17 protein-coding genes are annotated in these 19,934 nt (G+C 37.6%); 12 read left to right on the forward strand and 5 right to left on the reverse strand.

Features of this window, described 5'->3' with window-relative positions; translation table 11 throughout:
- From B2Y23_RS09380 to B2Y23_RS09435, 12 genes are all read left to right on the forward strand, one after another.
- Nucleotides 1-921: glycosyltransferase (locus B2Y23_RS09380; RefSeq protein ID WP_291370436.1), on the forward strand; the 921-nt coding region annotated here is incomplete at its 5' end.
- A gap of 2 nt (nucleotides 922-923) precedes the next feature.
- Nucleotides 924-1,433, forward strand: a complete 510-nt coding sequence (locus B2Y23_RS09385) for an acyltransferase (protein WP_291370437.1) — start codon at nucleotides 924-926, stop codon at nucleotides 1,431-1,433.
- Nucleotides 1,430-2,734, forward strand: coding sequence for an O-antigen polymerase (locus tag B2Y23_RS09390; protein ID WP_291370439.1), 1,305 nt, complete (start codon nucleotides 1,430-1,432; stop codon nucleotides 2,732-2,734). The genes B2Y23_RS09385 and B2Y23_RS09390 overlap by 4 nt, the downstream gene beginning before the upstream one ends.
- The gene (locus tag B2Y23_RS09395) at nucleotides 2,731-4,872 is read left to right on the forward strand and encodes a bi-domain-containing oxidoreductase (RefSeq protein ID WP_291370441.1); all 2,142 of its coding nucleotides are present in this window, start codon (nucleotides 2,731-2,733) and stop codon (nucleotides 4,870-4,872) included. The genes B2Y23_RS09390 and B2Y23_RS09395 overlap by 4 nt, the downstream gene beginning before the upstream one ends.
- Nucleotides 4,873-4,884: 12 nt before the next feature.
- On the forward strand, nucleotides 4,885-6,519 hold the full coding sequence (locus tag B2Y23_RS09400; RefSeq protein ID WP_291370443.1) for a heparinase II/III family protein: 1,635 nt from the start codon (nucleotides 4,885-4,887) through the stop codon (nucleotides 6,517-6,519).
- 1 nt (nucleotide 6,520) lies between these two features.
- On the forward strand, nucleotides 6,521-7,642 hold the full coding sequence (locus tag B2Y23_RS09405; RefSeq protein ID WP_291370445.1) for a glycosyltransferase: 1,122 nt from the start codon (nucleotides 6,521-6,523) through the stop codon (nucleotides 7,640-7,642).
- Between the two features lie 164 nt (nucleotides 7,643-7,806).
- Complete coding sequence (locus B2Y23_RS09410; protein ID WP_291370448.1) at nucleotides 7,807-8,430, forward strand: sugar transferase; 624 nt, start codon at nucleotides 7,807-7,809, stop codon at nucleotides 8,428-8,430.
- Nucleotides 8,431-8,466: 36 nt separating this feature from the next.
- Nucleotides 8,467-9,342: a UTP--glucose-1-phosphate uridylyltransferase GalU gene (gene galU, locus B2Y23_RS09415; protein ID WP_291370450.1), complete on the forward strand. Its 876-nt coding sequence runs from the start codon at nucleotides 8,467-8,469 to the stop codon at nucleotides 9,340-9,342.
- Between the two features lie 12 nt (nucleotides 9,343-9,354).
- Nucleotides 9,355-10,611, forward strand: coding sequence for a nucleotide sugar dehydrogenase (locus B2Y23_RS09420; RefSeq protein ID WP_291356421.1), 1,257 nt, complete (start codon nucleotides 9,355-9,357; stop codon nucleotides 10,609-10,611).
- On the forward strand, nucleotides 10,611-12,272 hold the full coding sequence (pgi, locus tag B2Y23_RS09425; RefSeq protein ID WP_414632123.1) for a glucose-6-phosphate isomerase: 1,662 nt from the start codon (nucleotides 10,611-10,613) through the stop codon (nucleotides 12,270-12,272). Before B2Y23_RS09420 ends, pgi begins: the two co-directional genes overlap by 1 nt.
- 22 nt (nucleotides 12,273-12,294) lie before the next feature.
- Nucleotides 12,295-13,311, forward strand: a complete 1,017-nt coding sequence (gene galE / locus B2Y23_RS09430; RefSeq protein WP_291370454.1) for a UDP-glucose 4-epimerase GalE — start codon at nucleotides 12,295-12,297, stop codon at nucleotides 13,309-13,311.
- 30 nt (nucleotides 13,312-13,341) lie between these two features.
- Nucleotides 13,342-13,875: a serine O-acetyltransferase gene (locus B2Y23_RS09435; RefSeq protein WP_291370456.1), complete on the forward strand. Its 534-nt coding sequence runs from the start codon at nucleotides 13,342-13,344 to the stop codon at nucleotides 13,873-13,875.
- Nucleotides 13,876-14,054: 179 nt separating this feature from the next.
- Here the strand turns inward: B2Y23_RS09435 and B2Y23_RS09440 are convergent, their stop codons facing one another.
- The 5 genes from B2Y23_RS09440 to thiL all read right to left on the reverse strand — a co-directional run.
- Entirely contained in the window at nucleotides 14,055-15,434 is a 1,380-nt protein-coding gene (locus tag B2Y23_RS09440; protein ID WP_291370458.1) for a phosphomannomutase CpsG, read from the reverse strand.
- 61 nt (nucleotides 15,435-15,495) lie between these two features.
- A complete protein-coding gene (gene glmS, locus B2Y23_RS09445; RefSeq protein ID WP_291370460.1) occupies nucleotides 15,496-17,334 on the reverse strand; it encodes a glutamine--fructose-6-phosphate transaminase (isomerizing) in 1,839 nt (612 codons plus the stop codon).
- Between the two features lie 13 nt (nucleotides 17,335-17,347).
- On the reverse strand, nucleotides 17,348-18,712 hold the full coding sequence (gene glmU, locus B2Y23_RS09450; RefSeq protein ID WP_291370462.1) for a bifunctional UDP-N-acetylglucosamine diphosphorylase/glucosamine-1-phosphate N-acetyltransferase GlmU: 1,365 nt from the start codon (nucleotides 18,710-18,712) through the stop codon (nucleotides 17,348-17,350).
- A 21-nt stretch (nucleotides 18,713-18,733) separates the two neighbouring features.
- Complete coding sequence (locus tag B2Y23_RS09455; RefSeq protein WP_291370464.1) at nucleotides 18,734-19,255, reverse strand: phosphatidylglycerophosphatase A family protein; 522 nt, start codon at nucleotides 19,253-19,255, stop codon at nucleotides 18,734-18,736.
- On the reverse strand, nucleotides 19,233-19,934 hold a 702-nt coding region (gene thiL / locus B2Y23_RS09460; RefSeq protein ID WP_291370466.1), incomplete at its 5' end, for a thiamine-phosphate kinase. The genes B2Y23_RS09455 and thiL, both read right to left, overlap by 23 nt.

Raw genomic sequence — 19,934 nt, forward strand, 5'->3', positions numbered from 1 at the left:
AAAAAAGCTAAAGTTATGTATCTATTTTGGATGGTAGCAGTTTTTTTTTGTTGTTTATATAAATTTAAAAGTAATGACAAGGTTTGGGCATTAGGTTTTGAATCTGCATTTCCAGCATTATTAGCCTCAAAAATTAAAAAATTTGATGTTATTTATGATGATGCAGATAGATTTTCGCAGCTGTTCAATTTCCCTAAAATAATAAAAAATATACTCGAATACTTAGAGAAGTATGTATCACATAATTGTTTAATACATATAATTCCTGGTCGTGAACGATATGATTTTACCTCAAAGAATTTTTTAATTTTAAAAAATACTCCTACTAGTTTTGATGTGAAAAAGTCAGAATTAGTTGATTTGGACTTAGAAATAATTCAAAAAATTAAATCTTATGATTTAAATATTTATGTAAATGGTTGGTTAACTGATACACGTGGTATAGATATTATTAAAAAAGTTGCTGAAGCTAGAAAAAATATTTGTTTGCTTATGGCTGGTAGGGTAGATTCGGATTTAGCACAACAAATGTTAGCTTTTGAAAATGTTATATACTTAGGAGAATTACCTCAATATGAAGCATTGGCTTATTATCGAATAAGTAATTTTGTATTAACTTACTATAATCCAATATATCCAATTAATCGAATGGCAGAGGCAAATAAGTGGGGGGATGCCCTACAATATTCTGTTCCTGTAATAGTTAATAAAGAAGTATTGACAGCAGAATTTTTAAGATCTTCCAATAGTTGTATATCTGTAAATTATGAAGATTATCAAAGTTTAGTTAGTCAATTAGATAAGTTAATATTAAATAAAGAGAAATATGCACTATTGGTAGAAAATACTAAAAATCTACAGCAAATTTTTCCTACATTTGATGAACAATTAAATAATATTTTTGCAAAAATAGGTATTTAAAAATGAGTAAACTGAGCAAAATTTTATATTTTCTCGCAATGAAAACCTTTGGATCATTAAAGCCCAGATATGCCACGAAAGTAAATTATTATTTTCTAAAAAAATGGGGGGTTATTTTTAATGGTAAGCCCAATTATCTCTCTTCTAAAATATGGTTTGATGGAACAAATTATAGTCTAATTGAAATTGGTAATCAGGTTACTATGTCAAGTTATATTAGAGTTTTAACACATGATTGGTCTTTACATACTGTAGCCAAGGCATTTGATATTCCTCAAGAAAAACCAATTGGAAAAATTAGAGCGGTAAAAATAGGCGATTATAGCTTTATTGGAACAGGGACTATATTAATGCCTGGTTGTCAAATTGGAAAAGGGTGTATTATTGCTGCAGGGACGGTAGTTCGAGGAAAAATACCGGATTTTTCAATTTATGCTGGTAGTCCAGGTCAAATTATTGGGGATTCGCGAGAATACCTAAAGAAAAACTTGAATACAAATGAATTGAAATGATTTATATTTCTGCATTATTATTATTTTCTGCAGCCTTGGCTTTTTTAAAGCCAGGTTTAACTAAATATGGACTAAAATATATTTTTCTCACACCTCATGGTGTGAGTACTACTTTTTTTATTTTAATTCATATTCTTATGCCAGTATTACAGTGGTATTATGGTTTTTTTAGATATCAAGATGAGTATGATCCTTTAATATACTCAATTTCTATGTTTTTTTCATTTATAATTTATTTTTTATTTAATTTGGGTTTTATTTTATTTAATAAAAGTATTAATAATCCTATATTTTTCAATATCAAAGATTTTAATATTACGCATTTTAATTATAGAAATTTAATATTTTATGCCCTACTAATTTTTGCAGTAGGTTTTTATTACTCTTACCAAAATATTATTCAAATTTTATCTATGGGAATGGATGTTTATCTAAGAGATAGGATTTCATTTGCATATGGTCAAGGTATTAAAGTCTTATTTCCGCATTGGATATATATATCTTGTATTCTTGTATTTTTTTCATATTTAATGAGAAATAATAAATTATATTTATTTTTATTTCTATTGATTTTTGTGTATTCGGCTATTTATTATTCTATTAATAGTAATCGAAATTCATTATTTATTCTGTTTTTCCTATTGTTTTCAATTTATCTTTCTTGTAGATATTTTAAAATAAATTTTAAATATACATTTAAAATTATATTTCCGTTTTTTTGTATTTATATATTATATTTAATTGGTAAGTATAGGAAAGAAATAACTTCATCTGAAATTTCTAATAATTATAATGATGATTATGGTTTAATTAACTCTTTAAATGGTGCTTTTGGAAATCATGAAAATATAGTATGGTTACTTTCAAATCAATATCAAATTTTACTTGGAAAAACATACCTGGCTGGTTTTAGTAACTTTATTCCAAGAGCCCTATGGATAGATAAACCTTATGGAGCGGGTCCAGAGTTAAAAAATATGATTTATCCTGGCAGTTATGTTTTGGGGCAGGAAGGTAATTCATCACTAACAACTGGTTTTGTTACTGAACTATTAATGAATTATGGTGTTTTAACCAGTCTTTTATTTTCTTTTAGCACAGGGTTGTTTTTATGTATATTTTTTACTTATTTAAAAGATAAAAATAATCTATTTTTAAAAATTATTTATATTTATTTAATGGTTCTATTTTGTAGCCAATTTTTTTATGCAGAGTTTTTAGGGTTTTTCTCTAGAACTATATTTACTTTATTTCCATTATTATTTGGATTAATCATTTTTAGCATTCGGAGAAAAAGTTGAAACAAATTTTCCAAGATTTATCTAAAGGCGGCACTTCAATTGTTGAAGCCCCATCTCCTCAAGTAAGTACCGGTCACCTTATTATCTCTACCAGTATTTCTCTTATTTCTGCTGGTACAGAACGTATGTTGGTTGATTTTGGTAAAGCAAATGTCATTGATAAAGCACGTCAACAACCAGAAAAAGTACGTATGGTACTTGATAAGGTTAAAACTGATGGTCTGCTTACCACTTATGAAGCTGTTCAATCTAAATTGAACCAACCATTGCCTCTAGGATACTGTAATGTAGGTATCATTCAGGAAGTTGGTAAACAGGTTGAAGGTTTTAAAATTGGTGATCGAGTTGTTTCCAATGGTCACCATGCTGATGTAGTTAAAGTACCTAAAAACTTATGTGCAAAAATTCCAGATAATGTCTCTGATGAAGCTGCAAGTTTTACCGTATTAGGTGCGATTGCTTTACAAGGTATCCGTTTGGCACAGCCGACTTTAGGGGAGAGTTTTGTTGTCATTGGGGCGGGTCTTATTGGCTTAATGGCAATTCAATTACTTAAAGCAAATGGATGTCGCGTTTTAGCGGTTGATTTTGATCAAAAAAAATTAGAGCTGGCAAAAAAATATGGAGCTGAGATTTGTAATCCTGCTTTAGGTCAAGATCCAGTAACAGTGGCAGAAGTATTTGCACGTGGTTTAGGTGTAGACGGGGTAATTATTACCGCCTCGACTAAGTCAAATGATCCTGTACACCAAGCAGCATTAATGTGTCGTCAACGTGGCCGTATCATTCTGGTTGGTGTTGTAGGCTTAGAATTAAACCGTGCTGATTTTTATGAAAAAGAATTAAGCTTCCAGGTTTCGTGTTCATATGGCCCAGGTCGCTATGATGAATTCTATGAAGCGAAAGGTAATGATTATCCAATAGGTTTTGTTCGTTGGACAGAGCAGCGTAACTTTGTTGCCGTTTTGGATATGATGGCATCTGGTGCTTTAGATGTTGAAACATTGGTAAGTCATCGATTCAAATTTGAAGATGCAGTTGCAGCATATGAAGTACTTACCAATGTACGCGATAGTTTAGGTATTGTTCTACAATACGAACATCAGGTTGAAAATAGACATTTCAAACGTTTAGATTTACCGAACTATCAATTTAACTCGGTTGCTAAAGTGACTTTGGGTTGTATTGGTGCTGGTAACTATGCGTCACGTGTACTTATTCCAGCATTTAAGAAAACCAATGTTAATTTGCATACTATTGTGACTGCAAGTGGCGTGAATAGTGTAATTCATGGTGAGAAAGCTGGCTTCAAAATTGCCTCATCAGAACTAAATGATATTTGGCAAAATAGTGAAATTAATACCTGTATTATTGCAACGCGTCATAACACACATGCAAAATTTGTTCTGGATGCATTGAATGCGAATAAAAATGTTTTCGTGGAAAAGCCGCTAGCATTAAATTTAGCAGATGTAGATGCTATAGAAGATTTCTACCGATCTAATTCGTCTACCGCTAAACCTCATTTAATGGTTGGTTTTAATCGTCGGTTCTCACCACAAATTCAAAAAATGAAGCAGCTGTTAGCAACAGTAAAACAGCCTAAAACATTTATCATGACCATGAATGCAGGTGCTATACCAGTAGATCATTGGACTCAGGATCCTGAAATAGGCGGTGGTCGCATTATTGGTGAGGCCTGCCACTTTATTGATTTAATGCGATTCCTTGCAGGTTCAAAAATTGTCAATTACCAAGTACAAGGTATGGGAGCGCAATTTGATCACGACTTGGTTGAAGATAAAGCTTGTATAACCTTAGCCTTTGAAGATGGTTCATTTGGTACAATTTTCTATTTAGCGAATGGGTCTAATGCATTTCCAAAAGAACGAATTGAAGTCTTCACTAGTGGCAAGGTTCTTCAATTAGATAACTTTAGAAAAATGACAGGTTATGGATGGTCTGGATTCAAGAAAATGAATCTATGGAGCCAAGATAAGGGTCAGGAAAATTGCACCAAAGCTTTTGTTGAAGCAATTGAAAAAGGTGAAAGCACTCCAATTCCTTTAGACGAAATTTTAGAAGTTGCAAGAGTCACAATTCAAGCAGCCCAATTACTGAGAGAAAAGCAGGCTTAAGCTTTATTTGCTATGAAACTACTAAAATTAATTCATACCATTAAATATTTAAAATTTGTGCAGTTGTCTTATCGACTGCACTATCTTTTATTTAAACCAAGGACCAAGCAAACCGTATTTAATACTCAGCTTAGAAATGTAAAACAGAGTTGGCACAATACAGTAGCTAAACCTATGAGTATGCTTAGTCCAACACAATTTTTATTCTTAAATCATTTAGGTCAGTTAAACACGGCTGAGGATTGGAATACTCCGCAGCAAGAAAAATTATGGTTATACAACCTGCATTATTTTGATGACCTAAATGCAGAAAATGCTATAGAGCGTAAAGACTGGCATGATGATTTAATTAATAAATGGATTGCTGAAAATCCCTATTCTTCTGGTAATGCTTGGGAGCCTTATCCAAATTCTTTAAGAATTGTGAACTGGGTAAAATGGTCATTACAAGGCAATAGACTAAATGAACTTCAATTGCAGAGTCTAGCTTTACAAGCTGAGCATTTATCAAAAACTGTCGAGTGGCATATTCTCGCTAATCATTTATTTGCAAATGCAAAAGCATTAATTTTTGCAGGACTGTTTTTTGATACTTCAGAATCGAAAAAATGGCTAGATTTAGGATTAAAAATTTATAAAAAAGAAATTGATGAACAAGTTCTAGCGGATGGTGCAAATTTTGAATTAACACCAATGTACCATGCCATTTTTTTGGAAGATCTTTTAGATATTTATCAATTAATTGCTGTTTGTTATTCAGGTAATGACTTAATTGATGTTAGTCATTTAAAAAATAAAATTATTAAAATGCTTGAATGGCTTAAATATTTATCCCATCCAGATGGCGAGATTTCTTTTTTTAATGATGCTGCATTTGGTATTGCCTCTACCTATAAACATTTACGCAATTATGCTGAAAATTTAAAAATAATTATTGAGCTAAGTGATATTAAAGACATCAATTTAACTGACAGCGGTTATATCTCTGTTGAACGTGAAGCTTATAAATTTATTATGGATGTTGCTGAAGTCGGGCCAAGTTATCAGCCCGGACATGCCCACGCAGATACGCTGAGTTTTGAATTAAGTATATGGGGTTCAAGATTTATTGTAAATTCTGGGATATCTCAATATGGATTAGGTGCGGAAAGATTATATCAGCGCGGAACATCTGCCCATAATACTATTGAAATTGATCAGCAAAACTCTAGTGAAATTTGGTCTGGCTTTAGAGTTGCGAGAAGGGTAAGTCCTAAATTAGATGCACTTCATTATGATAATAATAAAATTATTAATTTTTCAGCATCTTATAAAAGCTTAACAGGTGCTACTCATAATCGCTCAGTGGATTTTCAGGAAAATCAAATTATCTTGAAAGATCGTTTAATCGGTGCATTTAAATCTGCAACCTCCTACATACATTTTCATCCCGATGTGAAAATAAAAAAAGAATCAAATAATCATTTTGTATGCGAATTAAATAATTACGTCATTAATATTTATCTAAAAGGTGATGTTAAAACTATGCTTATGGAGAGTTATTGGCATCCTGAATTCGGTAAATCAATTTCAAATTTTTGTTTGAAAATAAATTTATTATCCGATGATTACGAAATGTTAATTACATGTAGAAATATGGGTTCTTAAGATGTCAAGTATATGTATTATTAGTGCAAATAGTTTAGAAAACGAAAATGCTTCAAGAAATCGTGTACTGAGCTTTGTAAATTCGTTTCTAGCAGCGGGACACCAAGTTAAACTGATTTCAATGGATGATGAAAAATTTCAGCTTTTAGAGCATGAAAATTTTTTACATTTTAAAATTCCATTTGTTGATACAAAAATTTCATCTTTTATAAAACGTGCTTTGATGGAAATGAAAATAGCTTCACTTGCATTAGAGAAAGCAAATGAATTTAATTGTGATGTTAATCTAATTACAATTCCATCGATGTTTTTACTTCATTTAAGCTTCTTACTTAAATCTGGAAAAACTAAAATTTTAGATATTCGTGATTTAAGCTGGGAGTATTTGGATACTAAGTCATTAATAAATAGAATTGCTAAAAGAGTTTTTACTCAAAGTGCTTTGGTCAATTTAAAAAAGTTCGATCTTATCAGTGTAACTAATGATCACGAGTTTGATTATATTTCTAAACATGTCTGTAATAAAGAATTAATCGTTAAAGTCCCAAATGGAGTTTCACTTTCAGTTTTTGAAAAGTTAAGTCACGTTCAGCAGAATCACTCTAATCAGTTTACTGTGACTTATATTGGTAATGTAGGTTTAGCGCAAGATTTATCCACACTGATTGAAGCAAGCAAACTATTACCGCATGTTCAATTTAATATTGTCGGTACAGGCACGGACTTTGAAAGAATTAATACATTAGTTGATTCTAATCAACAGAACTTAAATTTCTGGGGCCGTCGTCAATTTAATGAACTTTTAGAAATATATAATCAATCTGATGTTCTATATGCACAATTGACCCCAGAATTTTCTACTGCTATGCCTTCTAAATTATATGAATATTTATCTACAGGAAAATATGTTCTATATGGGGGCCTTGGTGTAGCTGGAAAAACATTAGAAAACTTTCAAAATGTTTCTTTAATAACTCCTTGTAATATCGAAGTATTAAAGAATGAAATTCAACATCTTCAAGAAAATGGTAAATATCAACAGTTAAGTTTAGAAAATAGAGAAAAAATAAAATCTGAATATTTACGTGATGTTACAGTTGAAAGACTTATCTCCATGATTTAAGTAAATTTACATTTAAAGTAAATAATTTCAAGATATAATACTTTTCATGGAAAGTAAGTAAAATCTGGGTGTATTTGTAAAGATTATTGCAGTAATAAGTATTGAAATAATTTTAATTTTAGAACTTCTTTGCAAATTAAATAAGGACAATTAAGGTTATATACATGAAACGTTTAATTGATTTTTTAATAGCTTTAACAGCATTAGCTCTTTTGAGTCCAATTTTCCTTTGGGTTGCTTATAAAGTTCGTAGAAACTTAGGTTCGCCAATTTTCTTTTATCAAGAGCGGCCTGGAAAAGATGCAAAAATTTTCAAAATGATCAAGTTCCGTTCCATGAAGGATGCATTTGATAAAGAAGGAAATCCTTTGCCTGATGAAATGCGAATTACACCCTTCGGCCAAAAGCTTCGTTCCACCACTTTGGATGAAATGCCTCAACTCATTAATGTCTTAAAAGGAGATATGAGTATTGTGGGTCCTCGTCCTCAAATGAAAGATTTTCTGGAACATTATACTCCTGAGCAAATGCGTCGCCATGAAGTTAGACCAGGTATGACCGGACTTGCCCAAGTCAGTGGTCGTAATAATTTGTCTTGGGAAGAAAAATTCGAATTAGATGTGCAATATGTAGAACAACAATCCTTTTGGCTTGATTCTAAAATTATGTTTAAAACTGTTAAAGTAATGTTAACTAAAGAAGGCATTAATGCTCCCGATCAAGAGGTGGGTGCAGCGCGGTTTTCTAATAAACATATTTCGGATAGTCATCTGTCGAAAAATGGATAAAATAAATTTCTTTTCATTTTCAATTTTGTAAATATTATGATCAAGAAAGCCATTCTCCCAGTTGCTGGTCTGGGAACCCGTTTTTTACCTGCCAGTAAATCTATTCCTAAAGAAATGGTGATAGTGGTCGATCGTCCAGCCATTGAGTATGTGGTACGTGAGGCTGTAGCGGCAGGTATAGAGCAAATCATCCTGGTGACCCATTCATCCAAAGCGTCGATTGAAAATTATTTTGACCGTAACTTTGAACTGGAAACAACGCTTGAAAATAAAAAGAAATTTGACTTATTAAAGGAGATCACAGAAATCTTACCTCCCCATGTCAGCGTGGTGAGTGTTCGGCAGCCGCAACCCTTGGGCTTAGGTCATGCAGTACTCTGTGCCAAAGATGTTATTGGTCATGACGATTTTGCTGTTTTGCTTCCCGATGTATTGGTTAAAGATAAAGATCCGATTAATGACTTAAGTTTGATGATTCAACGTTTTAACGCATCTCAAGCTTCACAAATTATGGTGGAAGCGGTGCCTGAGCATCTGGTAGATCAATATGGCATTGTCGATGTGGTGGCATCACCTGCAGAAGGCGAAAGTATAGTAATGCAAGGGATTGTAGAAAAGCCTGCAGTCGGTACGGCGCCATCCAATCTCTCTGTCGTGGGGCGCTATGTATTGCCGGCCAATATTATGCAGCTTTTGGCAACAACACCTAAAGGTGCAGGAAATGAAATTCAATTGACCGATGCAATTGCAGAATTACAAAAAACGGAAGCGGTGGAAGCCTATCGAATGAAAGGTCAAACCTTTGATTGCGGTAGCAAATTGGGTTATCTCAAAGCAGTGTTACATTATGGAGTAGATCATCCTAAATTGGGTGAAGATTTTAAAGCACTCATTCAGGAACTTAAATTATAAGGCGAGAAAATAATGAAAGTTGCAGTATTTGGACAAACCCTTTATTCAGGTGTCCTGTCAGCATTACTGGCCGAATGTGGCCATCAGGTATATTGGTGTGATTTTCTAAAAAACCGTACTTTAGAGCATGCTTATGCCCAAGATGATGCAGTCAAACAATTGCTGGATAAACAGGAAAAAATTGGCTTTTTAAAATACTGTCACCTAAATGATATTGCCTTGGATACAGATGCCTATTTCTTTAGTTTTAATCCGGCTGAAGAAAATTCAGGTATAGAAATATTAAAAGAAATCGGCCAGCGTCAGATTATTCATCCCAAACTGATGATTAATGCTTCTACGCTAGGCTTGCATGGGACTGACAAATTTCAGAAATATTTACCTGAAGATGATTGGGTTTATTTACCTGACATTATTCAGGAGGGCGATGCTTTAGCCAGCTTTACCCAAGCCAAGCAGCTGATAGTGGGTACTACCCAGGCAACGGTTCAGCTGAAAGTAAAAGAGTTATTGCGTCCTTTATTTCCACTTCAACACAATTATTTGTTTATGCCGATTTTGGATGCTGAATTTACCAAGCTCAGCATTTCAGGCATGTTAGCAACACGTATTAGCTATATCAATGACTTAGCCGTAGTTGCGGAAAAATTAGGAATTGACATAGAACAGGTGCGGCAGGGCATGGGAGCCGATAGCCGTATCGGATTGTCTTATTTAAAGCCCGGAGCAGGTTTTGGGGGAGAAAACTTCTCTCATGACATTCTCACATTGGCCAACACGGTTTCCGGTACAGGGACTAAAAGCCAGCTATTGGCACAGGTTTGGGAGATCAATGAGCAACAAAAAGAGCTGCTGTTTAGAAAGCTGTGGAATTACTATCATGGCGATTTAAAAGGTAAAACAGTAGCAATTTGGGGTGCTTCTTTTAAGGAAAATACTGCGCGGATTCAACAATCACCGATTCATACCATGCTTAAAGCCTTATGGGCGCAAGGGGTAACAGTCAAATTGCATGATCCGCAGGCATTGGCAGAAATTGAAAAAGTCTATGGGCATCGTGAGGATTTGATTTATTGTACTGACCAATACGAGGCCGTTAATGGCGCACATGCCTTATGCCTGTTAACTGCTTGGAAACAATATTGGAGTCCCGATTACCCGAATTTATTAAAAATAATGCAGCATCCACTGATTTTAGATGGTCGAAATATTTATGATCCAGACTATGTCAAAGCACAGGGATTTGCCTATATGGGGGTAGGGCGTTAATGATGAACCAAGCACAACCTTATCAAGTAGAAGAAATTGATACAGTTTTGACCAAGCTGTTGAACTTAAAAAATAAATTTGAGAATCAGCATTTAACCGATTTTTTTGCAGAAGATCATGACCGTTTTCAAAAATTTTCTGTAAATTTAGAAACCATTGTCTTTGATTTTAGCAAGCACCGGGTCAATCAGACTGTACTTGACCATTTGGTGGATTGGGCCAACGCACAAGAGCTCAAGCCTTGGATTAAACGGCTGTTTTCTACTGAAGCTATTAACTATACCGAACAGCGTGCCGCGATGCATTGGGCCTTACGTTTGCCTGCACGGGATCAACAGCATGCTGAGGTTGCAGCGCAAGTACATGAGCAACTTCAGCGCATGTATGCCTTGGTGGAAAAAATCCATGCCGGTCAATTTCGTGGTGCTACCGGGGAAGTGATCCAGGATGTGGTCAATATTGGCGTTGGGGGATCAGATCTTGGGCCATTGATGGTCAGTCATGCCTTATCCGACTTTAAAAAACAGACCACCAAACCTTTAAATGTACATTTTGTATCGACCATGGATGGCAGTCAGCTTTCAGAATTGCTGCATCAGCTGCGTCCTGAGACTACTTTATTTATTATCTCATCCAAGTCTTTTGGCACCATTGATACCTTATCCAATGCGCAAACCGTGCGTTTATGGCTAGAAAAAGCCTTAGGTCAGCATCCGCATATTCTCAAGCATCATTTTATTGGGGTATCGACCAAACCCGAGAAAATGACCGAATGGGGAATTGCATCTGAAAATCAATTATTGCTTTGGGATTGGGTCGGCGGGCGTTATTCGCTCTGGTCATGTATCGGCCTGCCCATAGCACTCAGTATTGGGGTTGAAGGCTTTAAGCAGTTGCTTGCCGGGGCTTATATCATGGATCAACATTTCCAGAATGCCCCTTTTACACAAAATATACCGGTGTTAATGGGCTTGCTGGGTGCATGGAATAACAACTTTTTAGATATCCAGACCCATGCCATTTTGCCTTATGACGGTCGTTTAAAATACTTTGCTTCGTATTTACAACAATTGGAAATGGAATCGAATGGTAAATCGATTCAGCGCAACAATGAAAAAGTTCAACTTGATAGCTGTCCGATTGTGTGGGGAGAGGTTGGACCCAATGCCCAGCATGCTTTCTATCAGTTATTGCATCAAGGCACACAAGCCGTAAGCTGTGATTTTATTGCACCAGTGCAACGTTATAATGCCCAGCAATTTACTTATGTAGACAATGCAGATGCCTTGATTGAGCAGCATCATCTGGCTTTGTCAAACTGTCTGGCACAGTCACGCTTGCTGGCTTTTGGCAATCAGGCATTAGATCAGACCGAACTCAAGGATCTACCTGCCTATAAACAATATGCAGGCAATCAGCCTAGCACTACCATTTTATTAAAAGAGTTGACACCGTATAGTCTCGGCATGTTAATTGCCATGTATGAACATAAAGTGTTTGTACAGTCTGTGCTATGGAATATCAATCCCTTTGACCAATGGGGTGTGGAAAAAGGCAAGGAAATTGCCAATCAGTTATTGCCTATACTGAATGGTGAGCAAACTGATATTAGCGGCTTAGATGGTTCAACCCAGGGTTTGATTAAAATCCTAACAGCTTAATTAAAATTATAATAGGAAAGACATGGCTAAAATTTTAGTGACCGGTGGTGCAGGCTATATTGGCTCACATACTTGTGTGGAACTGCTAAATTCAGGACATGAAGTCGTTGTTCTAGATAATCTGTGCAATAGTTCGGAAGAATCTTTAAATCGTGTGCAACAGATCAGCGGAAAATCCCTCACTTTTGTACAAGGTGATATTCGTGATGCACAGGTTTTGGATCGGGTTTTTCAGCAGCATAAGATTGATGCCGTGATTCATTTTGCCGGTTTAAAAGCGGTAGGGGAAAGCCAGCAAATTCCACTGGCTTATTTTGACAATAATATTTCCGGCTCTATTCAACTGGTACAGGCCATGGAGCGCGCAGGAGTATTCAATTTAGTCTTTAGTTCATCGGCCACAGTGTATGATGAGGCGAATGTATCACCTTTAAATGAAAGTATGCCTACAGGTATGCCGACGAATAACTATGGTTATACCAAACTGATTGTTGAACAGCTTCTACAAAAGTTGTCGATTGCAGATGAACGCTGGTCGATTGCATTACTGCGTTATTTCAATCCGGTCGGTGCACATAAGAGTGGTTGTATTGGAGAAGATCCACAAGGTATTCCGAATAACCTGATGCCTTTTGTCACTCAAGTTGCAGTGGGCCGCCGGGAAAAACTGGCAATCTTCGGCAATGATTACGATACTGTTGACGGAACTGGCGTGCGCGATTATATCCATGTGGTGGATTTAGCGAATGCACATTTGTGTGCCTTGAATAATCGCCTTATGGCAAAAGGCTGTCGTGCCTGGAATATTGGAACCGGTAAGGGTTCCTCTGTTTTAGAAGTGGTGAAGACTTTTGAACGGGTAAATCATGTGCCCGTTGCTTATAGCATTGAGCCACGCCGTGAAGGAGATGTGGCGACTTCATTTGCAGATAATAGCCGTGCTGTGGAGGAATTAGGCTGGAAACCCCAATATACTCTGGAAGATATGCTAGCGGATAGCTGGAACTGGCAAAAGCAAAATCCGCAAGGATTTAAGTAATACGGAATAATGAATGGATAGGTGTATTTGATGATCTTAAAATTAATTTTAAGTGATTTATATCGATATACAGGCAATCAAAAACTAAGTTCCTTGGTTAAAAATTATTTTTTTAATCGAGGATTTAATTTTTCTGTCTGGCTCAGAATTGCCAGTTCTAAAACCTGGTTCGCAAAGATTGCCTATCCTATTTTTTATTATAAAAAGAAAAAGTATGGCATCGATATTCATGCCAATACAAAAATCGGGTTTGGCTTATATATCGGTCATGGCGGACCACTGGTGGTCAGTCCAACGGCAACCATAGGCAATAATGTGAATTTATCACAATATACCACGATCGGTGCAAATTTAGGTCCAGCAGCGATTATTGGCGATAATGTCTATATCGGACCGAATGTGTGCATTATTGAAAATGTAAAAATTGGCAATAATGTGACCATCGGTGCGGGTAGTGTGGTGACCAAAGATATACCTGAAAATGCGACAGCTGCGGGTAATTATGCCAAGGTACTCAATTTTGATCAGCCAGGAAAATTTGTGAATAAAAGATACAAAATTTGAATGACTGATTTTTTAAATCATATCTTTCTAGCTAATATTAAAAAAGCTTTATGTATCTGATGAATAGAAGAGCAATTTTAGCTTTAAATATAAAGACGATTCGCTAATTTTTGAAAATAAAAAGAGCTCAATTTGAGCTCTTTTTTATAAAAATGGCAATGTACAAACATCTCGCCCTTTTATTTTTGACCATTACTTTGAATTAACTGGGTCAATTCATCTACATACTTTTGTATCGGTTTAGGATTTTTGTCCGCATGACTTTCAATATTCAAGCGCATTAACGGTTCGGTATTGGAAGCGCGTACGTTTAAACGCCAAACGTCAAAATCCAGGCTCACGCCGTCTGTTTGATCAATAACCGGATTTTGATCGGCAAAGTGATCAAAAATCTTTTGAATAGTTGTTTGGGTATTTGCCACTTTGAAGTTGATTTCGCCTGAACATGGGAATTTTGCAATCATTTCTTCTACAAGAGTAGAAAGCGGCTTCTTGGTTTCTGACAATACAGATACCGCCAACAGCCACGGAATCATACCGCTATCGCAATAGGCAAAGTCACGGAAATAATGGTGAGCACTCATTTCTCCGCCATATACCGCATTATGCTCACGCATTTTTTCTTTAATGAAAGAATGACCTGATTTAGATTGAATTGCTTCCCCTTGATATTGCTCAACAATGTCAAAGGTATTCCATACCAGACGGGGGTCATGCACAATTTTCTCACCCGACTGTTTCAGCAAGAAAGCTTGAGCCAATAGACCCACAATATAATAGCCCTCAATAAACTGGCCTTTTTCATCAAACAGGAAGCAACGGTCAAAATCACCATCCCAGGCAAGGCCCATGTCAGCACCATGTTCAATAACTGCATTACGCGTGCTGTCACGATTTTCGACGAGCAGTGGGTTGGGAATACCGTTCGGGAACGTACCATCGGCTTCATGGTGAATTTTAATAAATTCTACCGGTACATTCAGAACTTTGAATTTTTCTTCAATTGCATCGATCACATGACCTGCTGCACCATTACCGGCATTCACTACCAATTTCATTGGTGTGATTTGTGATGGTTCGATGTAAGTCATGAGGTGATCTACGAATTCAGGCAAGATATTATATTTTTCGGTTGTGCCTTTTTGCTCAACGTCTTTAAAGACACCTGATTCTGCCAAAAGCTGAATCTCTTTTAGCCCTGTATCTGCACTAATGGGACGTGCATTTTCACGCACTAGTTTCATCCCGTTATAGTCCATCGGGTTGTGGCTGGCTGTGACTTCTATACCGCCTTGAACGTCCAGGTGGAATGCACCAAAATAAACTTCTTCTGTGCCGGTCATGCCAAGGTCAAGTACGTTAACACCGGCATCATTTAAACCACGAATAGTTGCTTGTTTTAGGCCTTCACTACTTAGACGAATATCACAACCTATGACTATAGTCTTGGGTTGATAGATTTGACCATACGCCCGACCAATTTTATAGGCGATATCTTCATTTAATTCTTCACCCAATTTTCCACGAATGTCATAAGCTTTAAAACAAGTAAGTGTCATGGTTTTTTACTCTTTCCTTTACAAGAAAAAGGCCGGTTGCCCAGCCTTATATCAAAATTTATTATTCAACCGTTACCGATTTTGCCAAGTTACGCGGCTGATCGACATCCGTTCCACGTAAGACTGCTACATGGTAAGACAGCAGTTGCACAGGAATACTGTAAACAATTGGAGCAAGGAGCGGGCTAATACCTGGGATATGAACTACATGTTGACGCTCTTTGCCTTTAATGCCGCTGTTTTCATCGGCAAAGACGAACAGCTCACCACCTCGAGCCTGAACTTCTTCCATATTGGATTTTAGCTTGTCCAGCATGTCATCTTGCGGAGCAAGAATTACCACTGGCATGTCATTGTCTACTAATGCTAATGGACCATGTTTCAGTTCACCTGCCGCATAACCTTCGGCATGAATATATGAAATTTCTTTCAGTTTCAATGCACCTTCAAGGGCAATTGGGAACTCGGTACCACGACCTAAAAACAGACAGTGTTGCTTTTCTACAAACAATTCAGATAAACGTAAAATGTCTTTATCCTGTTGCAAAGTATCTAAAATGACTTTAGGGGTATGCCATAAATCAGTGGTAATAGCTGTAATTTGTTCAGCTGAAATCGTTTGCTTGACCTGACCAATTTTGAGTACTAACAGCATGAGGGCCGCAAGCTGAGTGGTAAATGCTTTGGTTGAAGCCACACCAATCTCAGGTCCAGCCAAAGTTAACAGGCTATGATTGGTTTCACGTACCATAGAAGATGTGGCTACATTACAAATGGTCATGGTTATAATGTTTAAATTTTTTGCAGCAGCACGTTTTTGTGTATCACGCAGCGCAGCCAAGGTATCGGCGGTTTCACCAGATTGAGAAATACACACATATAGGGTGTTATTCACAATCACCGGCGTACGGTAACGGAATTCGCTGGCAATTTCGACTTGGCAAGGCAGGTCAATCAGTTGTTCAAACCAGTATTTTGCAATCATGCCGGCATGGTAACTGGTCCCGCAGGCAATAATTTGCACTTGCTGAATATTTTCAAAATCCGCAACTGCATTCTTTAAGAAATCTTCGCGTAAATCATTTCCATTTAATGCCTGGGAAATGGTTTGCTGAATCGCTTCAGGTTGCTCATAAATTTCTTTCAGCATGTAGTGCTTATATTCACCTTTAGACGCATTGCTGACTGTTGCATCCAGTTCTTTGACTGGACGGTTCACCAATTGCCCATCCACAAATACTTCAATGCTATTGCGTGTTAAACGTGCAATATCACCTTCTTCTAGGTAAATAAAACGGTTGGTAATTGGAAGCAGTGCCAATTGATCCGAACTGATAAAGTTCTCGCCAATACCTACGCCAATGACCAAAGGAGAACCTTCCCGCACAGTAATCAGTTCATCAGGATGATCTGTATGTACGATGCCCAGAGCATATGCACCTTTGAGCTGAGGAACAACCTGTTGAACCGCTTCTAGAAGGCTGGAAGTAGATTTCAATGCATCATTGACCAGATGCGCAACAACTTCGGTATCTGTTTGTGAAGTAAACACATAGCCTAGAGCTTCAAGATCATCTTTCAGCTCTTGGTAGTTTTCAATAATACCGTTATGCACCACAGCAACCGTACCTGAAATATGCGGATGGGCATTATTTTCAGTCGGTTTACCATGCGTTGCCCAGCGGGTATGCGCAATCCCCAGTGAACCTTCGATATTCGACTCATTCACTGCTTGTTCCAAATTGATCACTTTACCCACACGACGTTCGCGCAGGACATGACCGCCATTGATCAGCGCAACACCAGCTGAATCGTAGCCACGGTATTCAAGGCGCTTTAAGCCTTCAATTAAAATATTGGTAATATTACGTTCTGCAACGCCACCGACAATTCCGCACATAGTTATAATCCTCTTATTTTTTCAATTTTTGGGGGCGTTGATAGTTTTCTTTAGCCACTTGTTTTGAGCGCTCAAAGGCCAAACTATTTTCTGCTACATCGCGTGTGATGACTGAGCCAGCACCTACAGTTGCGCCATTGCCTATACTGACCGGAGCAACCAGTGAGCTATTCGAGCCGATAAAGGCTGAGTCACCAATAATGGTTTTAAATTTATTGGCGCCATCATAATTGCAGGTAATGGTACCGGCACCAATATTTGAACCTGCGCCAACTTCGGCATCACCTAAATACGTAAAGTGATTGGCTTTAGAGCCGAGTCCAATAATGGAGTTTTTCACTTCAACAAAGTTACCGATATGGACTTCATTGGCCAGTTTCGCACCTGGACGTAAACGAGCAAATGGTCCAATTTGCGTATCTTCCCCGACAACAGCATTGTCGAAAATACTGTAGGGTTGGACCTTGGTGCCTGAAGCAATTTTACTATTCTTAATTACACAGCCTGCACCAATTTCGACATTGTCGCCGAGTTCACAGTTACCTTCGATAATCACATTGATATCGATTCGCACATCTTGACCAACCACTAAGTTACCACGCAGGTCGAAGCGGCTTGGATCAATGATATGCACGCCTTGCTGCATCAGAAGCTTGGCCTGATAGGCCTGGAATTCACGTTCCAACGCTGCCAGCTGAAGACGGTCATTCACGCCTTCAACCTCAAAGGCACGTTCCGGTTCAACAGAAGCCACTTCAAGACCATCTGCAATGGCCATGGCCACGATGTCAGTCAGGTAGTATTCGCCTTGGGCATTATTGTTGCTCAAACGTGGCAACCATTGATGCAGTTTGGCATTGCTGACACAATAAATACCGGTATTAATTTCCTGAATTTGACGCTGTGTATCGTTGGCGTCTTTATGCTCAACAATGGCTTGAATTTTATTGTTTTCACGAACGATACGGCCATAACCAGTGGCATCGGCCAAGGTTAAGGTCACCAGACCAATTCCTGTTTCACGTGAAACAGCTAATAGCTTTTCTAAGGTTTCTTGGCTAATACAAGGCACGTCACCGGAAAGGATCAGCGAAACGCCATCGCTAGGAAGTACAGGTAATGTTACTTTTACCGCATGGCCAGTTCCAAGTTGTTCAGCCTGTTCAACCCATTGCACATTTTCCTGTGCAAAAGCTTGCTGAACTAAATCACCGCCATGCCCAAAAATGGTAATGATATTTTGTGCATTTAATTTTTTTGCTGTTTCAATGACATGACCGAGTAGGGGACGTCCTGCGAGCGGCTGCAATACTTTGGGTAAGCTCGAACGCATTCGAGTTCCTTTACCTGCAGCAAGAATAATCACAGAAGTTGACATAATACACCTTAAAAACTTGGCTTAAGCCATTGAAATGTTGAGGTACACGAGAATACAGATTGCGGCCCAAATGCCGGCAATAATATCGTCAAACATAATGCCGAAACCGCCACCGACTTGACGGTCGATGACACGAATAGGCCAGGGTTTCCAGACATCGAATAAGCGGAACAGGGCAAATCCAACCAGCACCCAAAGCCAGCTCATTTGTGCGAAGTAAATCAGTGGCAGAAAGGTAATCGATTGTCCTGCAAATTCATCCCAAACAATACGGCCATCGTCATGTACACCCATGACTTTAGCGGTTTGCCCACAAATATAAATGCCGATAAGTGACATTAAAACCATGGCAATAATGGAGTTGGTAAAGCCAATTGCAAGCCAAGCAGGAATAAACAGTAATGCAAAGGCTGAACCAAAAGTGCCTGGTGCTTTGGGTAACAACCCGGAACCAAATCCGACACCGCAAAAAACGATAAAGCGGTTGTACCAGGACATGTCTTTAAAGGGAATCGCAGGTTTATGCAAAGTGTTGATATCCATAAAAATGTAGCGAATGATCTACGCCATTCTGCACAAAAGTTAATTCAGGTTGTTGAGCAATTTGCCCAATCTTACTAATGTTGACATCTAATTGTTGTAGCAAAAGCTTTTCATAATTTTGCGGGCTTATTGTAAAGCATAACTCATAGTCATCGCCACCCGCGAGAGCATATTGCCATTGCTGTTCTTGTTGTAATTTTTTTAAAGCGGCATCAATTGGTAGCTGGTCTAAATCCAAAATTGCACCGACATGTGATGCTTTAAGGATATGTCCTAGGTCTTGGGCTAAACCATCAGACACATCAATCATGCTAGATGCCAAGCCTTTGAGTTGCTCTCCAAGCTGGCAACGTGGCGTTGGATAATCCAGACGTTTTTGTAAGGGATGTCCTAAATTTTGCAAAGCAAATGCCGCATCACCGACTGTGCCAGAGACGCAGACATAATCGCCGACTTGCGCGCCTGAACGTGTAACGGCTTTGCCCGTTTCAACCCAACCAAGCGCTGTGACAGAAATGGTCAGATGAGGACTTTGCGTGGTGTCCCCACCAATTAAACTCACACCAAATTGATCGCAACAATCATATAAACCCTGACTAAAGCCTTTAAGCCAGTCATGATCAATTTGGGGTAGGCTCAATGCGAGTAGAATGCTGTGCGGTTTTGCACCCATCGCAGC

The organism is Acinetobacter sp. UBA5934 (assembly GCF_002430855.1).
Classification (GTDB): domain Bacteria; phylum Pseudomonadota; class Gammaproteobacteria; order Pseudomonadales; family Moraxellaceae; genus Acinetobacter.

Bases quoted from the DNA above. Each gene is read 5' to 3' on its own strand.
- galU (WP_291370450.1), top strand. From the start codon at position 8,467: ATGATCAAGAAAGCCATTCTCCCAGTTGCTGGTCTGGGAACCCGTTTT.
- glmS (WP_291370460.1), bottom strand. From the start codon at position 17,334: ATGTGCGGAATTGTCGGTGGCGTTGCAGAACGTAATATTACCAATATT.
- galE (WP_291370454.1), top strand. From the start codon at position 12,295: ATGGCTAAAATTTTAGTGACCGGTGGTGCAGGCTATATTGGCTCACAT.
- B2Y23_RS09435 (WP_291370456.1), top strand. From the start codon at position 13,342: ATGATCTTAAAATTAATTTTAAGTGATTTATATCGATATACAGGCAAT.
- B2Y23_RS09420 (WP_291356421.1), top strand. From the start codon at position 9,355: ATGAAAGTTGCAGTATTTGGACAAACCCTTTATTCAGGTGTCCTGTCA.
- glmU (WP_291370462.1), bottom strand. From the start codon at position 18,712: ATGTCAACTTCTGTGATTATTCTTGCTGCAGGTAAAGGAACTCGAATG.
- B2Y23_RS09455 (WP_291370464.1), bottom strand. From the start codon at position 19,255: ATGGATATCAACACTTTGCATAAACCTGCGATTCCCTTTAAAGACATG.
- pgi (WP_414632123.1), top strand. From the start codon at position 10,611: ATGATGAACCAAGCACAACCTTATCAAGTAGAAGAAATTGATACAGTT.
- B2Y23_RS09385 (WP_291370437.1), top strand. From the start codon at position 924: ATGAGTAAACTGAGCAAAATTTTATATTTTCTCGCAATGAAAACCTTT.
- B2Y23_RS09405 (WP_291370445.1), top strand. From the start codon at position 6,521: ATGTCAAGTATATGTATTATTAGTGCAAATAGTTTAGAAAACGAAAAT.
- B2Y23_RS09390 (WP_291370439.1), top strand. From the start codon at position 1,430: ATGATTTATATTTCTGCATTATTATTATTTTCTGCAGCCTTGGCTTTT.
- B2Y23_RS09400 (WP_291370443.1), top strand. From the start codon at position 4,885: ATGAAACTACTAAAATTAATTCATACCATTAAATATTTAAAATTTGTG.
- B2Y23_RS09410 (WP_291370448.1), top strand. From the start codon at position 7,807: ATGAAACGTTTAATTGATTTTTTAATAGCTTTAACAGCATTAGCTCTT.
- B2Y23_RS09440 (WP_291370458.1), bottom strand. From the start codon at position 15,434: ATGACACTTACTTGTTTTAAAGCTTATGACATTCGTGGAAAATTGGGT.